Source organism: Exiguobacterium sp. H66, assembly GCF_018618705.1.
GTDB classification, from domain to species: Bacteria; Bacillota; Bacilli; order Exiguobacteriales; family Exiguobacteriaceae; genus Exiguobacterium_A; species Exiguobacterium_A oxidotolerans.
In genome coordinates, this window is the sequence record NZ_JACSMQ010000001.1 from 641,534 (window position 1) to 666,202 (window position 24,669).

Annotated in this window: 22 protein-coding genes; 5 read left to right on the top strand and 17 right to left on the bottom strand. The window is 45.6% G+C overall.

Features of this window, described 5'->3' with window-relative positions:
- Positions 1–189: 189 nt before the first annotated feature.
- On the bottom strand, positions 190–1,923 hold the full coding sequence (gene pnpS / locus KNP88_RS03235; protein WP_214802068.1) for a two-component system histidine kinase PnpS: 1,734 nt from the start codon (positions 1,921–1,923) through the stop codon (positions 190–192).
- Positions 1,920–2,627 (bottom strand): response regulator transcription factor, encoded by a 708-nt coding sequence (locus KNP88_RS03240; RefSeq protein WP_029331139.1) that lies wholly within the window; start codon positions 2,625–2,627, stop codon positions 1,920–1,922. The genes pnpS and KNP88_RS03240 overlap by 4 nt, the downstream gene beginning before the upstream one ends.
- Positions 2,628–2,850: 223 nt before the next feature.
- Between KNP88_RS03240 and KNP88_RS03245 the strand changes: the two genes are divergently transcribed.
- On the top strand, positions 2,851–3,276 hold the full coding sequence (locus tag KNP88_RS03245; RefSeq protein WP_088837603.1) for a divergent PAP2 family protein: 426 nt from the start codon (positions 2,851–2,853) through the stop codon (positions 3,274–3,276).
- A 243-nt stretch (positions 3,277–3,519) separates the two neighbouring features.
- Here KNP88_RS03245 and KNP88_RS03250 read toward each other — a convergent pair whose 3' ends face one another.
- From KNP88_RS03250 to dnaE, 11 genes are all read right to left on the bottom strand, one after another.
- Positions 3,520–4,659: a zinc-dependent alcohol dehydrogenase gene (locus KNP88_RS03250; protein ID WP_214892247.1), complete on the bottom strand. Its 1,140-nt coding sequence runs from the start codon at positions 4,657–4,659 to the stop codon at positions 3,520–3,522.
- A 317-nt stretch (positions 4,660–4,976) separates the two neighbouring features.
- Entirely contained in the window at positions 4,977–5,909 is a 933-nt protein-coding gene (gene mdh / locus KNP88_RS03255) for a malate dehydrogenase (RefSeq protein WP_214892248.1), read from the bottom strand.
- Positions 5,910–5,935: 26 nt separating this feature from the next.
- Positions 5,936–7,210: an NADP-dependent isocitrate dehydrogenase gene (gene icd, locus KNP88_RS03260; protein ID WP_029331142.1), complete on the bottom strand. Its 1,275-nt coding sequence runs from the start codon at positions 7,208–7,210 to the stop codon at positions 5,936–5,938.
- Between the two features lie 66 nt (positions 7,211–7,276).
- Positions 7,277–8,389, bottom strand: a complete 1,113-nt coding sequence (citZ, locus tag KNP88_RS03265; protein ID WP_088837606.1) for a citrate synthase — start codon at positions 8,387–8,389, stop codon at positions 7,277–7,279.
- 214 nt (positions 8,390–8,603) lie between these two features.
- Positions 8,604–9,074 (bottom strand): DUF441 domain-containing protein, encoded by a 471-nt coding sequence (locus KNP88_RS03270; RefSeq protein WP_029331144.1) that lies wholly within the window; start codon positions 9,072–9,074, stop codon positions 8,604–8,606.
- A gap of 57 nt (positions 9,075–9,131) precedes the next feature.
- The gene (gene pyk, locus KNP88_RS03275) at positions 9,132–10,880 is read right to left on the bottom strand and encodes a pyruvate kinase (RefSeq protein WP_088837607.1); all 1,749 of its coding nucleotides are present in this window, start codon (positions 10,878–10,880) and stop codon (positions 9,132–9,134) included.
- A gap of 85 nt (positions 10,881–10,965) precedes the next feature.
- Positions 10,966–11,934, bottom strand: coding sequence for a 6-phosphofructokinase (gene pfkA / locus KNP88_RS03280; protein WP_088837608.1), 969 nt, complete (start codon positions 11,932–11,934; stop codon positions 10,966–10,968).
- Between the two features lie 147 nt (positions 11,935–12,081).
- Positions 12,082–13,017: an acetyl-CoA carboxylase carboxyl transferase subunit alpha gene (accA, locus tag KNP88_RS03285; RefSeq protein WP_029331147.1), complete on the bottom strand. Its 936-nt coding sequence runs from the start codon at positions 13,015–13,017 to the stop codon at positions 12,082–12,084.
- A complete protein-coding gene (accD, locus tag KNP88_RS03290) occupies positions 13,004–13,864 on the bottom strand; it encodes an acetyl-CoA carboxylase, carboxyltransferase subunit beta (protein WP_088837609.1) in 861 nt (286 codons plus the stop codon). The genes accA and accD overlap by 14 nt, the downstream gene beginning before the upstream one ends.
- Positions 13,865–13,885: 21 nt before the next feature.
- Positions 13,886–14,404 (bottom strand): FadR/GntR family transcriptional regulator, encoded by a 519-nt coding sequence (locus KNP88_RS03295; protein ID WP_029331149.1) that lies wholly within the window; start codon positions 14,402–14,404, stop codon positions 13,886–13,888.
- 101 nt (positions 14,405–14,505) lie between these two features.
- Positions 14,506–17,676: a DNA polymerase III subunit alpha gene (dnaE, locus tag KNP88_RS03300; protein WP_214892249.1), complete on the bottom strand. Its 3,171-nt coding sequence runs from the start codon at positions 17,674–17,676 to the stop codon at positions 14,506–14,508.
- 163 nt (positions 17,677–17,839) lie between these two features.
- Here dnaE and KNP88_RS03305 point away from each other — a divergent pair, with 163 nt between their 5' ends.
- Positions 17,840–18,034, top strand: coding sequence for a YtzJ family protein (locus KNP88_RS03305; protein ID WP_088837612.1), 195 nt, complete (start codon positions 17,840–17,842; stop codon positions 18,032–18,034).
- A 58-nt stretch (positions 18,035–18,092) separates the two neighbouring features.
- On the opposite strand, the gene KNP88_RS03310 is transcribed toward KNP88_RS03305, so the two are convergent.
- Complete coding sequence (locus KNP88_RS03310) at positions 18,093–19,031, bottom strand: DHH family phosphoesterase (protein ID WP_214892250.1); 939 nt, start codon at positions 19,029–19,031, stop codon at positions 18,093–18,095.
- A 67-nt stretch (positions 19,032–19,098) separates the two neighbouring features.
- On the opposite strand from KNP88_RS03310, the gene KNP88_RS03315 reads away from it, so the two are divergent.
- On the top strand, positions 19,099–19,407 hold the full coding sequence (locus KNP88_RS03315; protein WP_088837614.1) for a YtpI family protein: 309 nt from the start codon (positions 19,099–19,101) through the stop codon (positions 19,405–19,407).
- 35 nt (positions 19,408–19,442) lie between these two features.
- Here KNP88_RS03315 and KNP88_RS03320 read toward each other — a convergent pair whose 3' ends face one another.
- Entirely contained in the window at positions 19,443–20,753 is a 1,311-nt protein-coding gene (locus tag KNP88_RS03320) for a DRTGG domain-containing protein (protein ID WP_029331154.1), read from the bottom strand.
- A gap of 153 nt (positions 20,754–20,906) precedes the next feature.
- Between KNP88_RS03320 and KNP88_RS03325 the strand changes: the two genes are divergently transcribed.
- Positions 20,907–22,001 (top strand): M24 family metallopeptidase, encoded by a 1,095-nt coding sequence (locus tag KNP88_RS03325; protein WP_214892251.1) that lies wholly within the window; start codon positions 20,907–20,909, stop codon positions 21,999–22,001.
- 67 nt (positions 22,002–22,068) lie between these two features.
- Here KNP88_RS03325 and KNP88_RS03330 read toward each other — a convergent pair whose 3' ends face one another.
- On the bottom strand, positions 22,069–22,794 hold the full coding sequence (locus KNP88_RS03330) for an SDR family oxidoreductase (protein WP_214892252.1): 726 nt from the start codon (positions 22,792–22,794) through the stop codon (positions 22,069–22,071).
- Between the two features lie 152 nt (positions 22,795–22,946).
- On the opposite strand from KNP88_RS03330, the gene KNP88_RS03335 reads away from it, so the two are divergent.
- The gene (locus KNP88_RS03335; protein WP_088837618.1) at positions 22,947–23,384 is read left to right on the top strand and encodes a universal stress protein; all 438 of its coding nucleotides are present in this window, start codon (positions 22,947–22,949) and stop codon (positions 23,382–23,384) included.
- A gap of 90 nt (positions 23,385–23,474) precedes the next feature.
- On the opposite strand, the gene KNP88_RS03340 is transcribed toward KNP88_RS03335, so the two are convergent.
- The gene (locus KNP88_RS03340) at positions 23,475–24,080 is read right to left on the bottom strand and encodes a 3D domain-containing protein (protein ID WP_029331158.1); all 606 of its coding nucleotides are present in this window, start codon (positions 24,078–24,080) and stop codon (positions 23,475–23,477) included.
- Between the last annotated feature and the right edge of the window lie 589 nt (positions 24,081–24,669).

The window sequence follows — 24,669 nt, forward strand, 5'->3', positions numbered from 1 at the left end:
TCTGTTCTTATTGTATCACTCTACACACATTTGTTCGCTAAAAACGCCATAAAAAAAGACGATTGGCTGTGAAGCCAATCGCCTTGTGGTGTACGACATGGGAGCTGAACCAGTCGTTCCACAGATGATGAAGAAGGTATCTTTAGCATACAATCGCTCTGTAAAGAGAATATGAACTCACGGTGAAGTTCAGCCTTTTTTCGGTAAACGTATCGTAAAGGTCGTTCCTTGTTGCTCCTCCGACTCGACATCAATCGTTCCATGATGCAAATCGATGATGTGTTTGACGATGGCAAGACCTAACCCTGTCCCACCTGAATTACGACTTCTCGCTTTGTCAATCCGATAGAAACGTTCGAAAATCCGTTGCGTTTCTTTCGGATGTATTCCGATCCCGTCATCCTTGATTTGGAGCGTGACCATCTCTTCCCCGTCTTCTAGGCTGACCCAGACATTCCCACCATTCGGCGTATAATTCAAAGCATTGGCAACTAGGTTGACGACGACTTGTTTCAACCGATTCAAGTCTGCCCGGATGAAGACTTCCTCTTCCGTCTCGATATGGATCGTCATCTCTTTTTCTTGCGCCTTATGATGCAGCAACGCCTCTGTCTCGTTAATCAGACTCGTCACATCGACAATCGTCGTCTCAAGTTGATAGTTATCTTGTTCAAGACGCGATAACTCCAACAAGTCCTCTACTAATGTCTGCATCCGCTCAGACTCATCGTGAATGATATTCAAAAATTGTTCGCGGATTTCCGGTACGTCTTGCGCACCGTCAAGCAAGGTTTCCGCAAATCCTTTAATCGACGTTAATGGTGTCTTTAACTCGTGACTAACATTTGCGACGAAGTCTTTCCGCATCTGCTCCAGCTTCTTGATTTCCGTGATGTCATTGAAAACGACGGTCGTACCTTGGACACGGCCATTCTTACCGAAGATTGGTGCCGCACTGACCATGAACGTCCGACTATTGATTCCAAAGCGGACACTCGATTGTTTCCGGTTCGGTTTTTCCGTCAAGTAAACATCTTCAATGACTTGACTCATTTTCTCATTTGGCAACACACGATAATACAGTTGACCATTTGATTTACCATGAATGTTGAACATTTCCCGATACGTCCGATTGACGAGGAGAACGTAGCCTTTTTCATCAATCAACATCAGACCGGCACCCATGTATTCAATCAACGACTCAAGTCGCGCGCGTTGCATCGCTTCACCGGACGAAGCATTTTCTAAATTACGTGCGAGTAAATTGATCGACTTCCCTAAGTCCCTTGATTCATCTGGTGAATTTAACTCATAGACACGGGATTTATAGTTTCCGTGCGATAGTTCACGCAAAACTTCCGTCGCTTCCGCTACAGGACGTAAGAACCGTTTCGTCGAGCTGTAGACGGTAAAGAAAATCATAAACAAAGACACGATGAGCGAAAGAACGATCACCGTCCAAATGCGTGAGTAGATGACATCTAAGTCTTTCGTATAACGAATCAAGCTGAGGTACACTTCATTTCCACTAGCTGTCTGGACAGGTTTCGTGAACTGGAGACTCGTATCATCGGTCTTCGATTCGAACGTCCCATCCATCGGAATCGCTGAGAAATTGATCGCCCGCACATTTAATTTCGTAACATCAACGGGTGTCCCGGCAATGATTTCTCCCCGTGAGTTAAATAAAATCATATCGAAATGCGATTCTGCGTACAATTGGTCGACATACGCAGCCATCTCTTCTAACGATCGACCTTGTAAAATCGTTTCAACGAGTGATGTTTCATCCATCAACTTTTCTTTTTCGTTATTCACATAAAACTCTTTAAACGATTGTCCTAACAAAAAACCAAGCGCAATCAGCACAAGACTGATGAAGGACAACATTTTTAGTATGAATCGTTTTCGGTATTTGCTCATTCCACTTTCGGCTCCTCCATCTTATATCCGAGCCCACGGATTGTTTTAATATAGATCGGTTTTTTCGTATTCGGTTCAATCTTTTCACGTACGTGACTGATATGCACATCGACAATTCGCGTATCTCCGACGAAATCATAGTTCCAAATCGCAGATAGGAGTTGATCACGTGTCAAAACCCGACCTTTATTTTTAGCGAGGTAAACGAGCAACTCGAACTCTTTTGGTGTGAGCTCTAGGCGTTCCTCTGCTTTGAACGCTTCATAGTTATCCGGAACGATTTTGACGTCCCCGATTAAAATCGTCCCATCCGTCGTTTCTTCCGTCGCGACTTGCTGATTCATTCGGCGAAGAATCGCCTTGACACGGGCTACGACTTCGCGCGGACTAAACGGTTTCGTCAAATAATCGTCTGCTCCGAGCTCAAGTCCCAGCACTTTATCAAATTCGTCATCTTTTGCCGTCAACATCAAGATTGGCGTGTTGATTTTTTGTTGGCGAAGTCGTTTACAGACTTCAAGTCCATCCAGTTCCGGTAGCATTAAATCGAGTACAATCAATGCGGCATCTTGCTTTTCCGCTAATTTTAAACCGGACATGCCGTCGTGGGCAGTCTCTACAATAAAGCCAGCTTGTTCTAGATTGAATTTCAAAAGTGTAGCGATCGAGAGTTCGTCATCAACAACAATTATTTTATCTTTCAAAACAGTCGGCCTCCTCGGCAAATCTCATCTTCGAATGCGGAATTCATTGGAATCCACTTCTTCTGTCTTCATCTTAACGACTTTTCCTACTGAATCACAAATCTTTCTTACCTTTCTTTACACAATCTTTAAGGTCAAGCTACGTCGAAAGTCAGATTTCCGTGTAAAAGCCCATCAATTCGGGAAACAATACTGTATCGTCAATGAATCTGGAGGAATAGACATGGAATGGAACAGCCCTTTACTCGCTGCATTTACCGCATGGTTTATCGCACAAGCCGCAAAACTCGTCACAGGTGTCATCAAGAATAAAACTTTTGATCTTGAAATCATGTTCGCGTCAGGCGGCATGCCAAGTTCACATAGTTCGACCGTCGTCGCTCTCGCCGTCGTCATCGGCTTCCAAGAAGGCTTCGGTTCGTCGCTGTTCGCTCTCGCGACCATCTTTGCAGTCATCATCATGTATGACGCGACAGGCGTCAGGCAGGCTGTTGGGTTACAGGCAAAATTACTGAATGACTACTTCAAGGGAATCCGTCATGACACACCACTATTAAACGAATTAGTCGGACACACGGAATTCCAAGTATTCGTCGGCATGTTGCTTGGTTTAGCAGTCGGTTTCCTATGGCCCGTCCTTTTCTTTTAATTCAAAGTACAGGAATGTTGGAGAATTCTTCAAAAATTGAATACCAAACTCAACATTAAAATAAAAACTGAGCACTCCTTCTTTCTGAAGGAGTGCTCAGTTTTTAGATAAAGCGGCAAGACAATCTTCCATAGAAAATTCTCCATCTTCGTAACAAATTTTCTATAACCTAAATAGCTGACTAAAAGCGAGGATATCTCTCACAAAAAAATGATTGTTGGAAATGCCCATCAAAATGGGTACTTATGGTTTTAGTATCACCTTAATGCAACCGTCTTCGTGATTATTAAAAGTTTTATAAGCTTGTGCGGCGTCTTCTATACCAACCTTGTGTGTAATAATATCAGTCGGGTCGAACTCCCGATTAATAATTTTTTGAAATAACCCCGGCATCAAATGGACAACCGGTGCCTGTCCCATCTTCAACGTAATATTTCGCGTGAAAAAATCGCCAAGCGGGAACTGATTGTATTTTTCTGCATACACACCTGTTAATTGAACGGTTCCGAACTTACGAACTGCATCTTTTGCAATATTGATGGCACTCAACGTTCCGCCCTGCAATCCAATTTTTTGTTCAACCTTTTCAAGCGAAGACATTTTTCCATCCAGTCCAACACAATCAATGACAACATCTGCTCCACCTTGCGTCAACTCTTTTATATACTGTCCAGTTTCTTGATGATCTTGTAGATTTACAGTCTCGACATGGTTTGTCATCTTCGCATGATTTAAGCGATACACTTGTTGATCAACAGCGATCACTCGCTTCGCACCCTGCAACCACGCAAATTTTTGAGTCATTAATCCGACCGGACCGGATCCGAGAATTACGACGGTATCACCTTTTTTCACTCCACTATTCACAACACTCCAATATGCAGTTGGAATAACATCGGATAAAAAGAGTAGAGCCTCATCTTCTAACTCACATGATTCAGGAATAACGAGTGGCATGAAGTTTCCGTAAGGCACTTTTAAATATTCCGCCTGACCACCGGGATGGTCACCAAACGTTTCCGTAAATCCAAAGTATCCACCTGTATCAACGTGAGGATTCCCATTCGAATTATCACATTGACTTTCCATATCATGCTCGCAAAAGAAACAATGACCACAAGCAACGTTAAATGGTAAGACGACTCTGTCTCCTCGTTTTACCTTTGTTACTTCAGGACCTATTTCTTCAACAATTCCCATTGGCTCATGACCGATGACATAGTCTTTTTTTGCCGGCATCGTTCCTTGGTAAATGTGTAAATCTGAACCGCATATTGCTGTCGATGTAATTTTAACAATAATGTCATCATTCTTTTCAATCGATGGATCTGCTACATTTTTTACTTCAATATTCTTTGCCCCTTGATAGGTTACAGCCCGCATGTTGTTTCCTCCCTTTACTGAGAAATAATATGCAATGAACGTACCTTCCATTTATACCCTACTAAAAAAATATTAATACACATTCCTTGTATTAATTTGATATGTTCCTTAAAATTTCTAATGCCTGATTGTACATATACTCAATATATGCGAACGATTTATAAAGTCTGAAATTATTCTGATTGAGGAACGATATGACATCCTCCGTTCAAAATTTTACGTTCCTACTAAGCAGCTACATTCCTTTTAACGCAAACACCACGCCTTCCCGAAACAGTCAAGACTGTCTAGAAAGGCGTGGTGTTGTAATTTCACATTCATAAAATCGTCAGGACAGATCGAACGGTCTCCGCCGAACGGTCAAGCGATTTTTGTTCGTCTTCTGTCAACTCAAGCTCGATAATCTGTTCGAGACCATTCCCACCGATAATCGTCGGAACCCCAAAGTATAGATTGTGATAGCCATACTCCCCTTCAAGATACGCGATGGCCGGTAAAATCCGTCGCTGATCTTTTAGGATTGCCTCTACCATCTCGACGATGGCTGCTGCTGGCGCATAGTAGGCAGAACCGTTACCAAGTAACTGAACGATTTCTCCGCCACCTTTACGTGTCCGTTCAACGATTGCCGCGAGGCGGTCGGCAGAAATAAGTTTCTCGACCGGAATACCACCTGCTTGTGAATAGCGAAGTAACGGTACCATGTCGTCTCCGTGTCCGCCGAGAACAAATCCTGAGACGTCCTTGACGGAAACATTCAACTCCATGGCGATGAACGTCCGGAACCGTGCCGTATCAAGCACGCCCGATTGACCGATGACCCGTTCTTTCGGAAATCCTGACTCCTGAAAGACCGTATAGGTCATCGCATCAACCGGATTCGTCAAGACGATGATGATCGATTCCGGTGCATACTGAACAATTTCTTTTGTCACCGATTTCATGACAGTTGCATTCGTGCTGACTAAGTCTTCCCGACTCATCCCGGGTTTCCGGGCGATACCTGCCGTAATGACGACGATATCTGAGTCACTGATGTCCTTGTAGTCAGACGTTCCTTGAATCCATGAATCAAATCCTTGAATCGGAGCCGTTTCCTGTAAATCAAGTGCTTTGCCTTTTGTCGGATTTTCCAGTTGCGGCATATCGACGAGTACGATATCTCCAAGCTCTTTTTGAGCAAGATAAAGTGCTGTCGTCGCTCCCGTAAATCCACTACCGATGACTGAAATTTTCTTCCGCTTATTCATCTTCCCATACCCCCTCTAATCCGAGATTACATGTTTTTGATGAGTTCATCCGCGAATTCAGAACATTTCACTTCTGTCGCGCCATCCATGAGACGTGCGAAGTCATATGTGACCACTTTTTCTTCGATTGATGTTTCCATCGACTTGATGATTAAATCAGCCGCTTCGTTCCAGCCAAGGTGACGGAACATCATTTCTCCTGAAAGAATGACAGAAGATGGGTTTACTTTATCAAGACCAGCATACTTCGGTGCAGTACCGTGCGTTGCTTCGAAGATTGCATGTCCTGTGATGTAGTTGATGTTTGCTCCAGGAGCAATTCCGATTCCACCGACTTGTGCTGCAAGTGCATCTGAAATGTAGTCTCCGTTTAAGTTCATTGTCGCAACGACATCAAACTCTTTTGGACGCGTAAGAATTTGTTGTAAGAAGATATCTGCAATTGAATCTTTGACGATCAATTTGCCAGCAGCTTCAGCTTCAGATTGCGCTTTGTTTGCTGCGTCAGCACCTTCTTCTTCTTTGATGCGGTCATACTGGTTCCATGTGAAGACATGCTCTGCGTATTCACGCTCAGCAAGCTCGTATCCCCAGTTTTTGAAAGCACCTTCTGTGAACTTCATGATGTTTCCTTTATGAACGAGCGTCAATGAAGCACGTTTGTTTTCGAGTGCATATTCGATTGCAGCACGGACGAGGCGTTCTGTACCTTCTTTTGAAATCGGTTTAATTCCGAGACCCGATGTTTCTGGGAAGCGAATTTTGTTGACACCCATTTCTGTTTGGAGGAAGTTAAGTAATTTTTGTGCACCTTCGCTACCTTCTGCATATTCGATTCCTGCGTAGATGTCTTCTGTGTTTTCACGGAAGATGACCATATCAGTATCTTCAGGACGTTTAACAGGTGACGGAACACCAGTGAAATAACGTACCGGACGGAGACATGTGTACAAGTCGAGTTCTTGACGAAGGGCAACGTTCAGTGAACGAATTCCACCACCGACTGGAGTCGTGAGTGGTCCTTTGATTGCGATGATGTGCTCGCGAATTAGGTCAAGCGTTTCTTCAGGAAGCCAGCTACCTGTTTTATTGAATGCTTTTTCGCCTGCATAGACTTCTTTCCATTCAATTTTCTTTTCGCCGTTGTATGCTTTTTCGACTGCAGCGTCAAATACGCGAACTGCGGCATTCCAGATATCAGGTCCAGTGCCATCACCGATGATGAAAGGAATGATTGGAGCGTTAGGTACGTGCAATGTCCCGTTTGTTACCGTGATGTTTTCGCCTTGAATTGTAGCCATGTGTAAAATCCCCCTTGAATAATAGTTAACGTCAAAAAGCAGGAGAGGATTGCTCCTCTCCGTCGCTTAACGTTCGTTCATAGACACGTATGTCCGGTGCGTTTCACCAATATAATCTGCGCGTGGGCGAATGAGGCGATTGTCACTATATTGCTCTAAAATGTGCGCTAACCAACCTGACATCCGACTAACAGCAAAGATTGGTGTAAACAATTCTGTATCAAGACCAAGTGCATGGTACGTAGAAGCAGAATAGAAATCAACATTTGGTTTCAATCCTTTTTCCGACTGGACGATTTCGTCAACCTTAACTGACATCTCATACCATTTCGGCTCCCCGATTTGAGCAGTCAATTGACGGCTCATCTCTTGAAGGTGCTTCGCGCGTGGATCACCATCTTTATAAACACGATGACCGAAGCCCATGATTTTTTCCTTGTTCTTAAGTTTATTATGAACATACTCGTCAACCTTTTCAACCGAATCAATTTCAGTCAACATTTTCATGACCGCTTCGTTCGCTCCACCATGAAGTGGACCTTTGAGTGCACCCATTGCTGCCGTCACACCTGAATAGACATCAGAAAGTGTCGCGACACAAACACGTGCTGTGAACGTCGAGGCGTTCAACTCATGATCGGCGTGAAGCACAAGCGCTTGGTTGAATGCTTTTTCAGCAACTTCCGTCGGCTCTTCACCTGTCAACATATACAGGAAGTTCGCAGCGTACGAAAGACCGGATTTTGGTGCAATCGGATCGTGCCCCTTCTTAATACGCGCGTACGCCGTTACGAGCGTCGCGATTTGTGCTTGGAGTTTGATGGCTTTAGCGTAGTTCGCCTCTGTCGACATATCTTCAGCAGACTCATCATACAATGCAAGCTGTGATAAAGCAGTTCGGATGGCTGCCATCGCATTCGCTGTTTTCGGAGCTACTTTTAACGTCTCAAGTACAGCCGGTGCAACTTCTGCTTCAGTAATTAAAGCTTCTGAAAGTTGCTTTAACTCATCTTCTTTTGGCAAACGATCGTTCCAAAGTAAGAAGACGACTTCTTCAAATGAGGCGTGCTCCGCCAAATCATCAATTGTATAACCACCATACGTCAACTGACCATCGATAATCGAACTAATCTTCGATGCTGTCGCGACGATTCCTTCTAACCCTTTTGTTTGAGTCATGTAAAAATCCCCCTTTTTTTCCCCCAGAAATTTAAAACGCTTTCATTTCCGTATTGAAAAAAAGACGTCTACTCAAGAAATCCCCTTGCTGAATCGCTTGTTCTTGAATAGACCATCTTGTTTCTGTCCTTAGTATAAACAAAATTAACCAAAAAGTGAACGAACTTGCATACTATTATCAAAAAATTAATTCGTTTGCGTTCATTTAAGTCACTTAGCCACTAAATGCTTTTGATATAACATCCCACATTCCAATGACGAGTGCAGCGATTCCTGCTCCTATCAATGGACCTACGGGAACACCTCTGAATAAACCGACCGCAAGAATTGTTCCGGCAAGCAGTGCCGTTGTGACGAGTGGATCTTCCTTCATCAAACCGACCCCGTGGGCAGCAACGATTGCGACGAATATTCCCGCTAAAAATGAAATGATTCCGATATGACCCCGGATGCTGTTTAACAATTCCTTAAACCCGATGTCCCCTGCCGCAATCGGCACGAGAATTGCAGCCGTGATCAATGTCACGCCCCAGGTGATCCCCTTCGCCTGCAACGATGGGAAGAGGCGACTATCTAATCCAATCGCTTTGACGATTAACAAGAAGGCAGCTGCGATGATGAGTGACTTATTTTGCGCAATGACTCCGATTAAAACGAGACCAATTAAAAAGAGATAGGCTTCCATGACGACCCCCATGTTTCGAAAAAACGGACATGGCTTTCGCCATATCCGTTTCATTGATTATGCGTTGTACAATTTCCCTGTCAATGGATCGATTGAAATCATTTGACCATCTGTAAAGATTGTCAAAGCATTTTCAACACCGACGATGACTGGTTTGCCGAGTGAAGGACCTACGATACCAGCATGGCTTGTCAATCCGCCATCTACTGTGATCATTGCAGCTGCTAACTCGATTGCAGGCATCATGTCACGATCTGTTGAGTTCGTAACAAGAATCATACCTTTTTTTGCTTTCGCGTTTGCTTCTTCAGCTGTGTGCGCGATGACGACTTCGCCAACGACACCACGTTCGCCGATTCCGCGACCGTTCGCGATTTCTTTACCAACGATATGAATTTTCAACATGTTCGTTGTACCGGCAGTCAGAGCAGGAATCCCAGCAGAGATGACGACGAGGTCACCGTCTGTGACGAATCCAGCATCTTTTGCTGTATCGGCAGCAAGTGTCAACATATCATCCGTGTTGTCCGAGAGATGATCAACGACGATTGGATACACACCCCAGACGATATTCAACTGACGCGCAACACGCGCGCTTGGTGTGACCGCAACGATGTTCGCCTCTGGACGGTATTTTGAAATCCGTGATGCCGTGTAGCCTGATTGTGTCGGCGTCAAGATTGCTTTTGCGTCCAAGTTGATTGATGTATGCGTAACCGCTTGAGCGATTGCATCCGTCACCGTGTGCTCACTACGCGTTTGACGATCTTTCAATAATTTTTTGTAGTCGAGCATTTTTTCTGTCCGCTTCGCAATCGTATGCATCATTTGAACAGACTCGATCGGGTAATCCCCTGCTGCTGTTTCGCCTGAAAGCATGATTGCATCCGTTCCATCAAGAATCGCATTCGCGACGTCTGATGCTTCGGCACGTGTCGGACGTGGGAAACGTTGCATCGAATCAAGCATCTGTGTTGCTGTGATGACTGGTTTACCATAGTGATTACAAATTTTGATGAGGTCTTTTTGAGCTGGTGTTACTTCTTCAGTCGGAATCTCGATTCCAAGATCACCACGTGCAACCATCAAACCGTCTGAAATCGCGATGATTTCTTCGATATTGTCAAAACCTTCTTGGTTTTCGATTTTCGGGAAGATTTTAATGTGGCTCGCGTTGTGTTTTTCAAGTAATTGACGAATCGCCACAACGTCAGACGCACGACGGACGAATGAAGCAGCGATTAAATCGATGTCACTCTTGATTCCGAACTCGATGTCTGCGATATCTTTATCTGTCAAAGCAGGTAGGTTAACTTTTACGTTCGGTAAGTTAACACCTTTTTTCGTTTTGATGATACCTTCGTTTTCGATGTCACAAAGAAGTTCACGGTTCGCAAGTTTCTCCGCAACACGAAGTCCGATTAATCCATCGTCTAACATGATCATCGAACCGACTTCGACATCATCATACAAACCATCATATGTCACAGAGAATTTATCTGCTGTACCGACGATTTCATTTGCATCACCGCTGACGACGATGACTTGTTTGCCACGGACGAGAAGCGCTTTTCCTTCTTCAAACGTATGCGTCCGAATTTCAGGACCTTTTGTATCTAAAAGGATTGTTACTAATTTGTTTGCTTCTTCAGCTGCGCGACGGATATCCGTGATTCGTGCGCCGTGTTCTTCATAGTCACCGTGTGAGAAGTTCAAACGAGCGACGTTCATTCCTGCTTCAATCATTTCTGGAAGACGTTTTTCTGACGCCGGTCCAATCGTACATACAATTTTAGTTCTGCGCATATTCCATAAACCTCCTACAATGTTTGGCCGTTTGTCAACAGTGCCAATAAACCTAACCAAAATAACCTCGAGTATTAAAGATATATTAGATTGAGAGTTGTTTCGACAATTCTAAGATATCAAGATCGAGTACATGTTTGTTTTCATCTAATGCTTCGTCAATATCAAGATCCATCATTTTACCACCCCGAACGCCAACAACACGTCCCTGTTTACCTTCAAGTAAAATGTCGATTGCGTAAGCGCCCATCCGGCTCGCAAGTACGCGGTCAGCAGCTGTTGGCGCTCCTCCACGTTGAACATGACCTAACACGGTAACGCGTGTATCAAGCCCTGTTTCTTTCGCGATTTGATCCCCAACATCTTGCGCCCGACCTGCACCTTCAGCGACGATGACGATCGAGTGTTTTTTACCACGATTGACACCACTTTGAATACGATCGAGGACTTCTTTTAAATCTTCTGGACGCTCTGGAACAAGAATCGACTCCGCCCCACCTGCTAATCCAGCATAGAGTGCGATATCTCCAGCATCACGACCCATGACTTCGATGACATATGTCCGTTCATGCGAAGATGCCGTATCCCGGATTTTATCGATTGCTTCGAGCGCTGTATTGAGCGCTGTATCAAATCCAATCGTATAATCCGTTCCTGGAATATCATTATCAATCGTTCCCGGAAGACCGATTGTCGGGAAACCAAGTCCCGTCAGTTTTTGAGCACCACGGTACGACCCGTCGCCACCTACGACGACAAGTGCGTCAATTTCGAATTTCTTCAAGTTGACGACTGCTTTCGCACGTCCTTCTTCTGTGCGGAACTCAGGACAGCGAGCTGAACGAAGGAACGTTCCTCCACGCTGAATAATGTCCCCAACTGACCCAAGGTTCAATTGGACGAGATCTCCATTGATTAAACCTTGATATCCATTGTAGACACCAAATACTTCTAGGCCATGAAAAATTGCTTTACGTGTAACAGCACGCACCGCAGCATTCATCCCGGGTGCATCTCCACCACTTGTTAAGACAGCAATCCGTTTTAAACTCACGTTAATCACCTCTCTATTAATCTGAATCTAAAATAGCACGTTGTTTTCTTGTTTTACAACAAGGCAGATTGCATAAACTTGAACAGACAGTTTGTTCAGCCTATCACGAAATAAGGAATCCCAACCATGATAGCGATTACATGCCCCTTATGTGCCAATCCGGTGATATTTTTCTGTGCGCTTCTCAATCAGCTGTTCTGATGTTAACTGTGTAAGATACGCAAGCTTCTGTTCTAGTACAACTTTTAATTTGTCCGCCTGTAATGAAACATCTAAGTGTGCTCCACCAATGACTTCAGGAATGATTGCATCCGCAATCCCTAGACGCAATAAATCGGGTGCAGTAATTCGCATTGATTCCGCCGCTTGTTCTGCAAGACTTGCATCTTTCCAAAGCAAAGCAGCTGCACCTTCAGGTGATATGACAGAGTACGTTGAGTTTTCGAGCATCAACAGTTCATCACATACACCGATACCAAGCGCTCCACCAGAACCGCCTTCGCCAATGACGATCGAGATGATCGGCACTTCCATGCCAGCCATTTCAAAGAGATTTTTCGCGATCGCCTCGCTTTGGCCGCGCTCTTCCGCTGCACGACCCGGGTAAGCCCCTTTCGTATCGATGAACGTAATGATTGGACGGTTGAACTTCACGGCTTGTTGCATGAGTCGGAGTGCTTTTCGATATCCTTCCGGATGAGGCATTCCAAAGTTTCGGCGGATATTTTCTTTCGTATCCTTACCACGCTGATGGCCGATGATTGTTACAGGTCGACCGTTCAGCATCGCGATTCCACCAACGATTGCAGCATCATCATATCCATGCCGGTCGCCATGAAGTTCGATGAAGTCGTCACAAATCCGCTCGACATAATCAAGGGTCGTCGGTCGTTCAGGATGACGTGCCAACTGCACACGGTTCCACGCTTTCATATTCCCATAAATATCGAGTTCTAATCGACGTAATCGTTCTTCGAGCAAATTCAGCTCTTCTTTAAAATCGAGACCTTGCGTTTCCGCCATGTCGTGAAGTTCTAATATTTTCTCGCGTAACGCGATGACTGGTTGATCAAATGGTTGCATGATTTGTTCCCTCCGCGTGCATCATCAGAATTCGTTTATAGTAGGTCTTCAAATCGTGTCGTGATACGACATCATCGAGTTGACCCGCTTGTAGTAGAAATTCCGACGTCTGAAAATCTTCCGGCAATTTTTCTCGAATCGTTTGTTCGATAATCCGTCGTCCTGCAAATCCAATCAACGCACCCGGCTCTGCAATGTTGTAGTCTCCAAGCATCGCAAAACTAGCTGAGACACCACCTGTCGTCGGATGAGTCATGCATGAGATGTAGAGGAGTCCGGCATCCGAATGTTGCTTCAGGAATAAACTCGACTTCGCCATTTGCATTAAACTGACCATGCCTTCTTGCATCCGTGCCCCACCTGAAGCAGAGAAAATCGTTACAGGCAATCGGTGTTTCGTTGCATACCGGACTGCTTCTGCAATCGCTGCTCCAACTGCCGCCCCCATCGAACCCATCCGAAAGCGAGCATCCATCACACACGCAACGAGTGGATAACCATCCACCGTCCCGACACCACAGACGATGGCTTCTTCAAGACCTGTCCGCACTTGATCGCCCTTCAATTTTTCTGGATAATCTTGAAATTGAAGCGGGTCTGCTTTTACGTTCGGAAGATCAAAATATGTGATGCTACCGTCATCAAATAGTTGCGAAAAACGTTCCTGCGCCGTCAAAGGATGGTGATATCCACATGTACAGACACGCAAGTTGGCTTCAAGTTGTTTCGTATATTGGATTAATTTACATTTTGGACATTTCGTCATCAGTCCGACTGGGACGTCGACCCGTTGCTCTTTCGTCGTCAACGTCACGAACTTTTTAGGTTTTCGAAAAAATGCTTGCACGTTAGTTCCCCCTTGTAGTTCCTAAGAGCGTTTCAGGAGTGCTTCCCGTTCCGCTCGCGTATAGAGTTCCCCTTGACCAAAACTTTGATAAAATGCATTCACTTGTCTCCAAATCCGCTCGAACAAATCATTTTTCACCGTATTGATCAACGTTTCTCGAAACGCAGTATCTGAATCGAGATGTTCTTCCAGAAACGTATAATCGTCCAACTGGGCAATAGCAGATTGTTCAAGTAAGCGAAGTGTTCCTGCTAAATCTTCAAATTTCGAGTCGCCGGTCACTAAAAATTGGGCAATGATTTGAATATAGGTATGGTCGTCACGATTTAAAAGAAAGCTTCCTCCACCATGTCTCGTCTCAATGATTCCGAGATAAGCAAGCGTTCGCAATGCTTCCCTGACGGACGGTCGGCTGATTGCTAGTCGCTCAGCCAACTCACGTTCAGATGGGATCCGATCTCCCGGAACTAATCCATCCTGCTCAATCATCAATTTAATTGCCGCGATGTTCATTTCAAAAGCGTTTCGCTTTTTCTCCATTTTTACGGCACCACCTTTCTGACGTACCCGTCATTACATAAAATCAGGTGGCATTGGTCAGACCAATTACCCCTTATTATAACAAATCTTATTACCTACTACTAGTTTGATCGGGGGACATTTTTTAAGATGATGTTCGCTTCACCAAATTGAATCCGTAATTGCGCGAACAGCTCTTCTTCATGACGAATCGCATATAAACCCGGCAACGTCTTTGTTTCGTTCGTGTCAGCATAGCGGACGACGACCGGAATGTCACCCGGTGCGATTTCAAGTACACGTTCAAGAGGAGCCAGCTCATTTTTAGAAGGTAACTTGATGAACAAGACATCTTGACCAAGCGGACGCAACCGCTCTAAAACGAACTGCCGTTCACCTGCCCGGTCTTGCACCTTCACTTCGATCAACAACACGTTTCCGACATACAACGATCGTTTATACATGTCGTACTGTTTCGGGAAAATGACGACCTCTTCGTTCGAATACCCATCAACGGCTTGCATGACGCCCATTGATTGTGCACGTTTCGTCTTAAATTCCCGCAGCTGCTCGATATAACACACAAGGTAAACGGATTCTTCCATCTCGCTTGAAACATCATGAAAATGCGTCGTCTCGACTTGGGGTGTCATCGCTGTCATCAAAGGTGAGTAGGTTAACCAGAATCCAAGTGCTTCACGTTCGAGCCGCGCCCAGTCCGTCGCAGTACGTGTGACGGCCTTTGTCGTTGCCCGCTTACCGAGGCTTGCTAATTCGTCCGGTAACAACGTATTCGAAGCCATCGTAAAGTAATCAAGGACTTCTTGTTCTGCCAGTCCGCGGTCGCCATGTGTCGCACGGTCGAATGCTCCACCATAGAGTAACAATTCGATTTTAGCGCGTTCTTTTTTTCCCCAGCCGACGGTCGTCAGTAACGTCGTGATTGTCTGCGATGATTTCGCTGCTTCTTTCAAAGCTTTGAAATCGCGTTCCGATATTCCACGTAACACTTGAATCCCGAGTCGGATGCCTTTTCCTTCCAAAGTCGAACGATAGTCTGAAATCCAAATATCAGGTGGTAAGGCAGGCAAACGCTTGTCCCGCATCGCCCGGACGAGTCGTTCCGGTTGATCGATCGACACAAGGGAAAAAACTTGTGGATAGTGAGCTTTCATATAACCTAACGCATAACTAATCTTCGTATAGGCGACTGCGTGACTCCGGTTAAAGCCATAGCCCGCGAAACGTTCGATTTGATCATACAGTGTCTCAGCAGTCGTTTGCGCAAGACCATTCTGAACGGCACCTTCTAAAAAACGCACTTTCTCTGATTCGACCGACGCACTATTTTTTTTCGATATCGCCCGACGTAATAAATCTGCTTGCGCCAGTGTAAATCCGGCGACCCGACGCGTGATTTCCATGATTTGCTCTTGATAGACGATGACACCGTATGTCGTCTCTAGTACTTCCGCTAAAATCGGATGAACCGTTTGATAAGGTTGTCCCGCCTTTCGTTTCGCATATAGATCGATGAATTTCATCGGCCCCGGCCGAAAGAGTGACATCGTCGCGACTAAATCTTCAAAACGGGTCGGTTTGACTTCACGTAACGTCTGCTTCATCCCGTTCGATTCAAACTGGAAGATATAATCCGTATCCCCTCGTGCAAATAAACGCAGGGTTGCCGAATCTTCTTCCGGAAGCTCTTCCATCGAAAAATCGGGACGTTCCCGCCGAATCAACTGTTCCATTTGTCGAAGACGCGTCAAATTCCTGAGTCCTAGTAAATCGATTTTCAAGAGACCTTGTTGTTCGAGTGCTTTCATCAAATATTGGGTGACGAACCGCTCGCTCGATCCTGTATCGAGCGGCGTCGTCTCAATCAAGTCTTCCGAGCCGATGACGACACCGGCTGCATGAATCGACCGCTGTCTTGGCAATCCTTCGATTGTTTGGGCGAGGTGTAACAATTGGCGCCGCTTCTCACTTCCGGAGAACCAGCGGTAGATGGTTTGCTTTTGTTCGATTCCTTGTAAGGTCGTTTCTTTAGCGATTTGCTTCGCCGCAGCATCCGTCTCATCTTTTGAAAACTCGAGGACACGGGCGACATCTCGAAGTGATGCTTTTGCACCAAGGGTCGACAACGTCCCGATTTGACCGACGTGACTTCGACCATATCGGTCAACGAGATAATCCAGTAGCTCCTCGCGGCGTTCGTCCTCAATATCGATATCGATATCCGGCATCGTGATGCGTTCTGGGTTTAAGAAACGTTCGAACAGCAACCCATATTTCAACGGATCAACCGTCGTAATGCCTAATGTATAACTGACGAGCGACCCGGCAGCCGACCCACGTCCAGGACCGACACGAATGCCGACCGCTTTCGCATGCCGTACTAAATCCTCGACGATTAAAAAGTAGTCAGCAAATCCAGTTGTTTCGATGACGTCGAGCTCGTAACGGAGTCTCGCCTCCGCAGTCTCATCAACTAGACCGTGTGCCAGTAATCCGTCATGCGCAAGCTCACGTAGTTTCCCCATTGAGTCATCCACGACACGTGGCAACGGTCTCGACTGTTTCGGTAATGTAAGTGTTTCTTGCGTCTGCGCCCACTGTTTCAAGAGACGTTGTTCGTGCTCGGTAAAATGTTCGCGTAATTCTTCATCCGACTTGAGATGTGCTTGTCGATTCACTTTTTGTTCTTGAAACGGTGTCCCTTCGTCAATCGCCCGGAGTGCTTGGTAGGCATCTGCGTCGTCACGACGCAAGTAGCGGACAGGATCGATCGGGATGGTTTCAAGTCCTAACTCTTGGGCAACTACCCGGTAACGCTCCCTGCTGTCCCGTTCGACAGTCGAGCGCGCCATTTTCACACCTAAATAGACCGTCGCATTTTTGGCATACCCCATCCAATTCACGACTTGACGCCGAAGTCGCGTTTCATCTTCTGTCGCTTGACGTTTCGGCTCAAGGATTGCGATTAATTCGCTGCACTCCTCTGTTTCCTGTCCACTGGCTAATCGGTATAACATCTGTAATCCCCGACCTGTTTTGGCATACCATAAAATATTGAATTCATCGATTTCCTTCATGTCTTGTTCATAACCGACGACCGGAAGCAAATCCCGTTTTTGACATTCAGAAACGAACGCCGGAACCCCCGTTAGCGTCGTCTCGCAAATCGCCGCAGTTGAGGCTCCCCTTCGCTTCAACTCGTCGAGATACGGTGATAGACGAATCATACTCTGCAATGGGCTGTAGGCCGTTCGTACGTTCAATTGCATCATATTTCCTCCCTCCTTTTCTACTTCTTTCATCCATTATAAGTTTTTGCATGGTAAAAGTTTTCAGAACATTCATATCTAGCGACTCCTGACTATCGCCTTCTTACTCAATATTCGATACAATAAGTATAGAAATATCATGACGCGGAAGGAAGGAGTGTTTCTGATGATTTTAAATCGTAGCCAGATTGCCCGTGAAAAAGTCGAGCAACTCAAACTCGGTGTCACTGCCTTTACTGAAACAGAAGAAATCGCCGAACGCATTCGGAAGTCTGTTAAAGAGTTAGAACTCAATGTCATCGAAGACCATACAGAACGCGGAATTTGGTTTATTCCGCAAGAAGAGACAACGACGCACTGAGACCACAAAAGGCTGTCCGCTATGTATCCGAATCTGGATGATAGCGAGCAGCCTCTTTTCATTCGAAGCGGAAGTCTCGTGCGACTGCGTCGAGACGGGCGACGACTTGATCCACTTCTGACAAGTGATCGATTGTCGCGCCGGACGCCATCGGATGTCCACCGCCCCGGAACTCCTTCGCTACTTCGTTGATGACGGGTCCTTTTGAACGAATACGCACGCGGACCTCTTTTTCCGTCTCGAGGAATAACGCCCAACTCTTCATTCCTTTAAGGCCGGCAAAACTATTGACGAGCAATGAAGCTTGTTCGACCGTCGCATCGAAACGTTTTAACGTCTCTTGCGTCAAGACGACATAACCGACGCCTGCATCCGTCAACTGGATATGTTGCAGGACATATCCTTGCAAATGAAGTGCAACGAGTTCCGTTTGATACATGTTGCGATAGAGCCAATCTGTATCGATTTCGAGATCAAGCAGTTGTGCTGCGACGGCAAACGTTTTGCTCGTCGTCCCTCTAAATTGGAAGCGTCCTGTATCCCCGACGATTCCTGCATAAAATTGAATCGCCGCTGCCGCCGGGATAGGATATCCCCAGTCATTCAACAGATGGACAAGTAATTCCGATGTCGAACTGACGGTCGGATCGACGAGTTGGACTTTTGCATAAGCATCTTCGTCCGGGTGATGATCAATCTTAATGACGTGACGCCCTGTCATCGCAACATGACCGTCGATTCGTACTTCATTCGCCGTATCTAAAATGACGACGAGTGCTTCTTCATACATTTTCGGTTCCACTGCGTCGAGCGTCCCCATGAACGATAGGGAGTCTGCCATCTCACCGACGGCGTAGATTTTTTTCTCCGGAAATTGTTGCTGCAAGACTTCACGTAACCCGAACTGGCTTCCAAGCGCATCCGGATCCGGTCGTTCATGCCGATGAATAATAATCGTCGATGCGTCTTCAATCAATTGTCTGATTTGTTCTTTCACAGTGCACAGCTCCTCTAAATATTGATATGATACAAACAGATACGAAAAAGAAAGGAAGGTCATCCCCATGCAATTCGTTCTAATCTTGTTAATCGTCTTGTCGCTAGGAGGCTATTTACTCGCTAAGCGTCGTGCATTCCATACGAAGAGTACGAATCGGAAATTTTTATTTAACACCCAAGCAAGCATTTGGCTCAGCCTATTCGTCATCTTGTTCGCAGCCAATCAATTTCTGTCTGGCGACGGATTGACGACGTTGACGGGTAAAATCGTCTGCTCGATTTTAATCGCAGTTGGTCTCGCCTCATTCATCGCTGGTTTCATTCGTTATCGAAAAATTTACCCTTATGTTGTTCGCGAAATGGAACAATCGTAAAAAAGACGGCTTCTCCGTCTTTTTTATTTGGTCATTTATCGGTCGATCAATTGTGAGGTCACGAGTGCCTTCGCTACAATTTGGGTGCCTTGGTACATCTCGACGTCGACTTTCCCGAACTTTCGGCCGACATCAAATACATTCGCCCGAATCGTAATCGTACTCTCAATCTGGACCGGCTTGATGAAGTAGATGCTGACATTTTCGATGACGAGGTCACCCTTCTTCATATGCCGCAACATCCGTGTCGCACCCTCGACGAGCAGCGTCGTCAAGACGCCACTCGACGCCGTCCCCATGAAATTCGTCATCTGCGGTGAGACTTCAAGCGACAAATACTGTCCCCGGTCATCTTCGGCCGTCTTGATTTGCCCTGTAATCAAATCATCAAACGTTTCGCCGACTTGCGGCTGACGATTTGCGAGTTGGAGCGCCTTCAAGACATCTTGCCGACTGATGATGCCTAGCAACCTGCCATACTGGTCGATGACCGGCAACATTTCGATCCCTTCCCAAACCATCTGGTGCGCCGAGTTCGTCACGCTCGTCCGAATACCGACCGTGATCGGATGGCGGGTCATGACTTTTTCAACCGGCCAATCATGCGGTCGGTCAATGATGTCTTTCGCCGTGACAACGCCGACGACCTTCATCTGTTCATCGATGACAGGATACCGATTGTGTTTCGTCTGTTCGTTCAATTCATGCCATCTTGAAATCGGGTCGTTTGTCTGTAAATAAAAGGTATCATGCAACGGAATCAAAATATCGGAAACGAGCAAAATCTCCTTTTTGATCAGGCGATCGTAAATCGCCCGGTTAATCATCGTCGCAACCGTAAACGTATCGTACGACGTCGAAATGATAGGAAGTTCCATTTCATCTGCCAAGCGCTTCGCATCTTCCGTCGTATCGAAACCGCCTGTGATTAAGACTGCCGCTCCCGCCTCGAGAACCAGTTCATGCGCCTTTTCTCGGTTACCGATGATAACGAGACTATCGACGTCGATGTATCGCATCATCGCCTCTAACTTCATCGCACCGATAACGAATTTCGTTAACGTCTTGTGTAGACCGTTCCGTCCGCCGAGAACTTGTCCATCAACGATGTTGACAACTTCTGCAAACGTCAGTTTTTCAATATTTTCTTTCTGTTTTTTCTTAATGCGGATCGTCCCGACCCGTTCAATCGTCGAAACAAAGCCTAGATTTTCGGCTTCTTTAATCGCACGGTATGCCGTACCTTCTGATACCGTTAAATCTTTCGCAATCTGCCGGACGGATATTTTTGCGCCAACATCGAGATCTTCAATGTGCCGGATGATCTGTTCGTGTTTCGTAGGCATGCTGTATCCCTTCTTTTTCCTATATTCTACTCTTCTGTCATTATACTGTACTACTCGAAAGAATGAAAAGTGTACTAGTCCGATTTGCGAGAAATGTTTTCCAAAAGCAAGGATGTTATACTGAAAAGTGACTATTAGAGAGGTGGGAATAAGATGTTAGAACGTACGAATCAAATCAGCCAAGTATTAAAAGAATCAGGCATCGATGTCGCCTTGATTACTTCAAAAGCCGGTGTATTCTATTTTTCTGGTGTCTACGCTGAACCACACGAGCGTGTCATGGCCGTCATCGTTGACGCGAATGGAAAACGAGCACTCTTCTGCCCAGCACTCGAAGCAAGTATCGTAGCAGCAAGTCCATGGGATGGTGAAGTCGTCACTTATGCCGATCATGAAAATCCATTCGACAAAATCGCGCAATTGCTCGGCTCGTTCGCCGTCTCAAACAACCGACTCGGGATTGAAGGGGAACACATGACGTTCAGCCGTTTCAAAGAGCTTGAGTCTCGTTTGGAAAATGCGGCAATTCTCGATATCGGAGATAAGCTCCAAGCATTACGCCTCCAAAAAGATTCAGAAGAAATCACGATTTTGCGCGAAGCCGCTCAACTCGCAGACGAAGCAATCGAAATCGGGAAAAATGCAATTCGCCCCGGCGTGACTGAAATCGAAGTCATCGCACAAATCGAATTCGAGATGAAGAAAAAAGGCGTCCGCGAAATGTCTTTTGATACACTCGTCTTATTCGGTGCAAACAGCGCTGATCCGCACGGTGTCCCTGGCGACCGCGTCATTAAAGAGGGCGATTTCGTTTTGTTCGACCTCGGTGTCGTTTGGAAAGGATACTGCTCTGATATTACACGGACGTTCGTTTTTGGAACTCCGAGTGCGGAACAGGAAAAAATGTATCAAACTGTTTTAACCGCGCTTGAAGCAGCGACAGATGCGAGTCGTGTCGGCATCACACTCGGTACACTCGACGAAGCGGCACGGAACGTCATCGACCAGGCTGGTTATGGCGAATACTTCACGCACCGCGTTGGTCACGGTCTTGGAATCGACGTCCATGAATTCCCGTCACTTGCATCGAATAATCTTCTGACAGCTGAGCCTGGTATCGTCTATACACTTGAGCCTGGCATCTACGTCCCTGACGTTGGTGGCGTTCGAATCGAAGACGACATTCATTTAACAGCAGACGGTCCAGAAGCATTGACGCGCTATCCGAAACACTTACAATCAATCTAAGCCAACTAAACATCTACTAAAAAAGGTTATCTCAACCGACTGAATTCTTCGGATGAGATAACCTTTTTTATTTTCGCGACTGATGAACGACGTTGACGCCACCTGTCACATCGAGAATCGCACCCGTAATCAGACTCGCATCTTCTGCAAGTAAAAATGAAATGGCGCGGGCGATATCGCCCCCGACACCGGTCCGGCCGACAGGCGTTTGATCGTCTGCGACTGCTTCATCAATCCACTTCGTCTTGTTGTCTCCGACGATGTTTCCGGGATTGATCATATTCGCCGTAATTCCGTACTCCGCCTCTTCTAACGCAACACTTTTCGTTAAGCTCACCATCCCACTCTTCGCAGCAGCGAAAGCAGCTCGATAAATCCATCCTGGCGCTGTCGCACTTTCCGGAAAACCATATGTGATGACACGTCCATAGCGTTGCTCCCGCATGATTGGAATCACTTTCCGTAGTAACCAAAAGCTCGCCGTCAAATTCCCTGCGACGACTTCGTCCCACTCTTCGTCTGAATAATCGACGAGTGATTTCCGTTCAAAAATATACGGTCCCGCATTAAGTATCAATGCATCAATCCGCCCATGCTTTTCCATCGCTTCATCTACTGCTTTAAGCAATTCGGTTTGTTTCGTCACATCTGCTTGAATTGGATAAAGACGTTCATGTTCAAACTCCGGCTTCGATCGGTGCAATGCTGTCACATACCATCCTTCGTCTAACAGACGGCGTGTCACCATTTCTCCAAGCCCTTTCGTTCCTGCTGTAATCAACGCGTGCCTCATCTTGGCATCGCCCCCTTTCACCTTGTTCTATCTTACGATGTTCACGTTTGAAGAACAATTTTTAGAACTCTAACAATGTTCAACACTTTCCATTTGTGGGAATGGTATAATAAGGACGTAGTATCAGCCGAATACGAAGGGATGGATTCATCATGGCAATCGTATATCATAACGTACTAGTAGCAGTTGACGGATCAAAAGAAGCAGAACGTGCATTTGAGACCGCAATCGACGTCTCACTTCGAAATGACGCCAAGTTAGTCATCGCCCATGTCATCGATACACGGACGTTCGCGACTGTCGAAGCATATGACCGCACAATCACAGAGCGTGCCGAGTCTTATGCAAAAGAATTATTAGACGAATATGTCAAAACGGCGCAAGAACGTGGAGTCAAAGATGTGGAAGTCGCAATCGAGTACGGTTCACCGAAAGTCACGATCGCGAAGAAACTCGCTCCAAATCATGATGTCGATTTAATCATTTGTGGTGCGACCGGTCTGAATGCCGTCGAACGTTTCTTCATCGGTAGTGTCTCTGAAAGCATCACACGTTACGCCAAATGTGATGTTTTGATCGTCCGTCTGTAATTGAATTCATTATTTTCTCCGCACCTTCTCACGAGGGTGCTTTTTTTCGCAAAAAAATCCATCGAGCCGATGCCCGATGGATAGATGTGCTTATTTAAATTTAACGGTGACGTTACGACGTCCCCAGCTGAATGCTTCTGAGCGCGAGTAGTACAAGATATCAAGTTTTTTCCCCTTGATGGCTCCACCTGTATCCGCTGCCGTGTACGTACCTTTTAATTTCCCTTTATAATACACTTTGACCGTCGAACGAAGCGGGATGACACGCGGGTCGACCGCTACGACTTTTTTCTTCGAACTCTTGATGTTCCAACCAATCGCTGTCAAGTTGCCGCTGCCTGGATCGTACGGCGTGTAAGCTGTCGCACTGACGTTTGTTAGTGTTTTCCAACCGCTTGAAGATTGTTTTTTAGAAGACGAGCTCTTGACGACCTTTGAATAACGTGCGCTTAAGTATGCTGTTTTTCCTTTGTAGCTTACTTTGTACCAGTTACCTGTTTTTGCTTTGTACGGTAAAGTTTGATTTTTATAAAGAAGACCTAATTTTTTCGATGACGTGGTTGCTTTTTGACGAACAACTAGGCTATTGACCGACGATTTAACATTCTTTTTAGTAGCAGCTTCTGCTTGAAGACCTGCAAACGAACTGAGTGCTAACAACATTGCTAAAACACTAGCGAGTATTCGTTTCATCATGTAATCTCTCCTCCATAATTGTTCCCGATTTGTTAACTGAGATTAATATACATGACAAAAAGGGGCAGTGCCGTTACATATAGACCACAAAAAAATGTCGTTACTATTACTATTATGTTACAAAAGGCTCATATTTATGTTTTCAAACCTTATTTACGACTTATTTTTGAAATGAAGACAGATTTCAGAACGTTATATGACAAAGACTGTAACATAACTAAAAAACAAGAACAAAAGTTCTCGTTAAAAAATCATTGTTTTAGCTTTATCAATACAAAAAAAAAGACCGGACATGATGTCCGGCCTTCGTGTAGATAAACTCTTATGAAACGTGAACATACGATATCGAGGCGGATTGCGCTCTAAAGTGTCTGCATGACTGGATTTCCGTCATGGTATTCCCTAAAAAGCGTCACGTTTCGTTGACTCCTACGGGGAAAAGTGCGTGTTTAACGCACGTTCTGAACTGCTCCCCGTCAAGTAGACAGGTCAAATAATATAAATTTTTTAAACGGCTTGAGCCCTGAATTCCAGCGGACTTAAGCCGTTTAATCGTTTTTGATACCGCAGCTCATTATAAAATCGAATG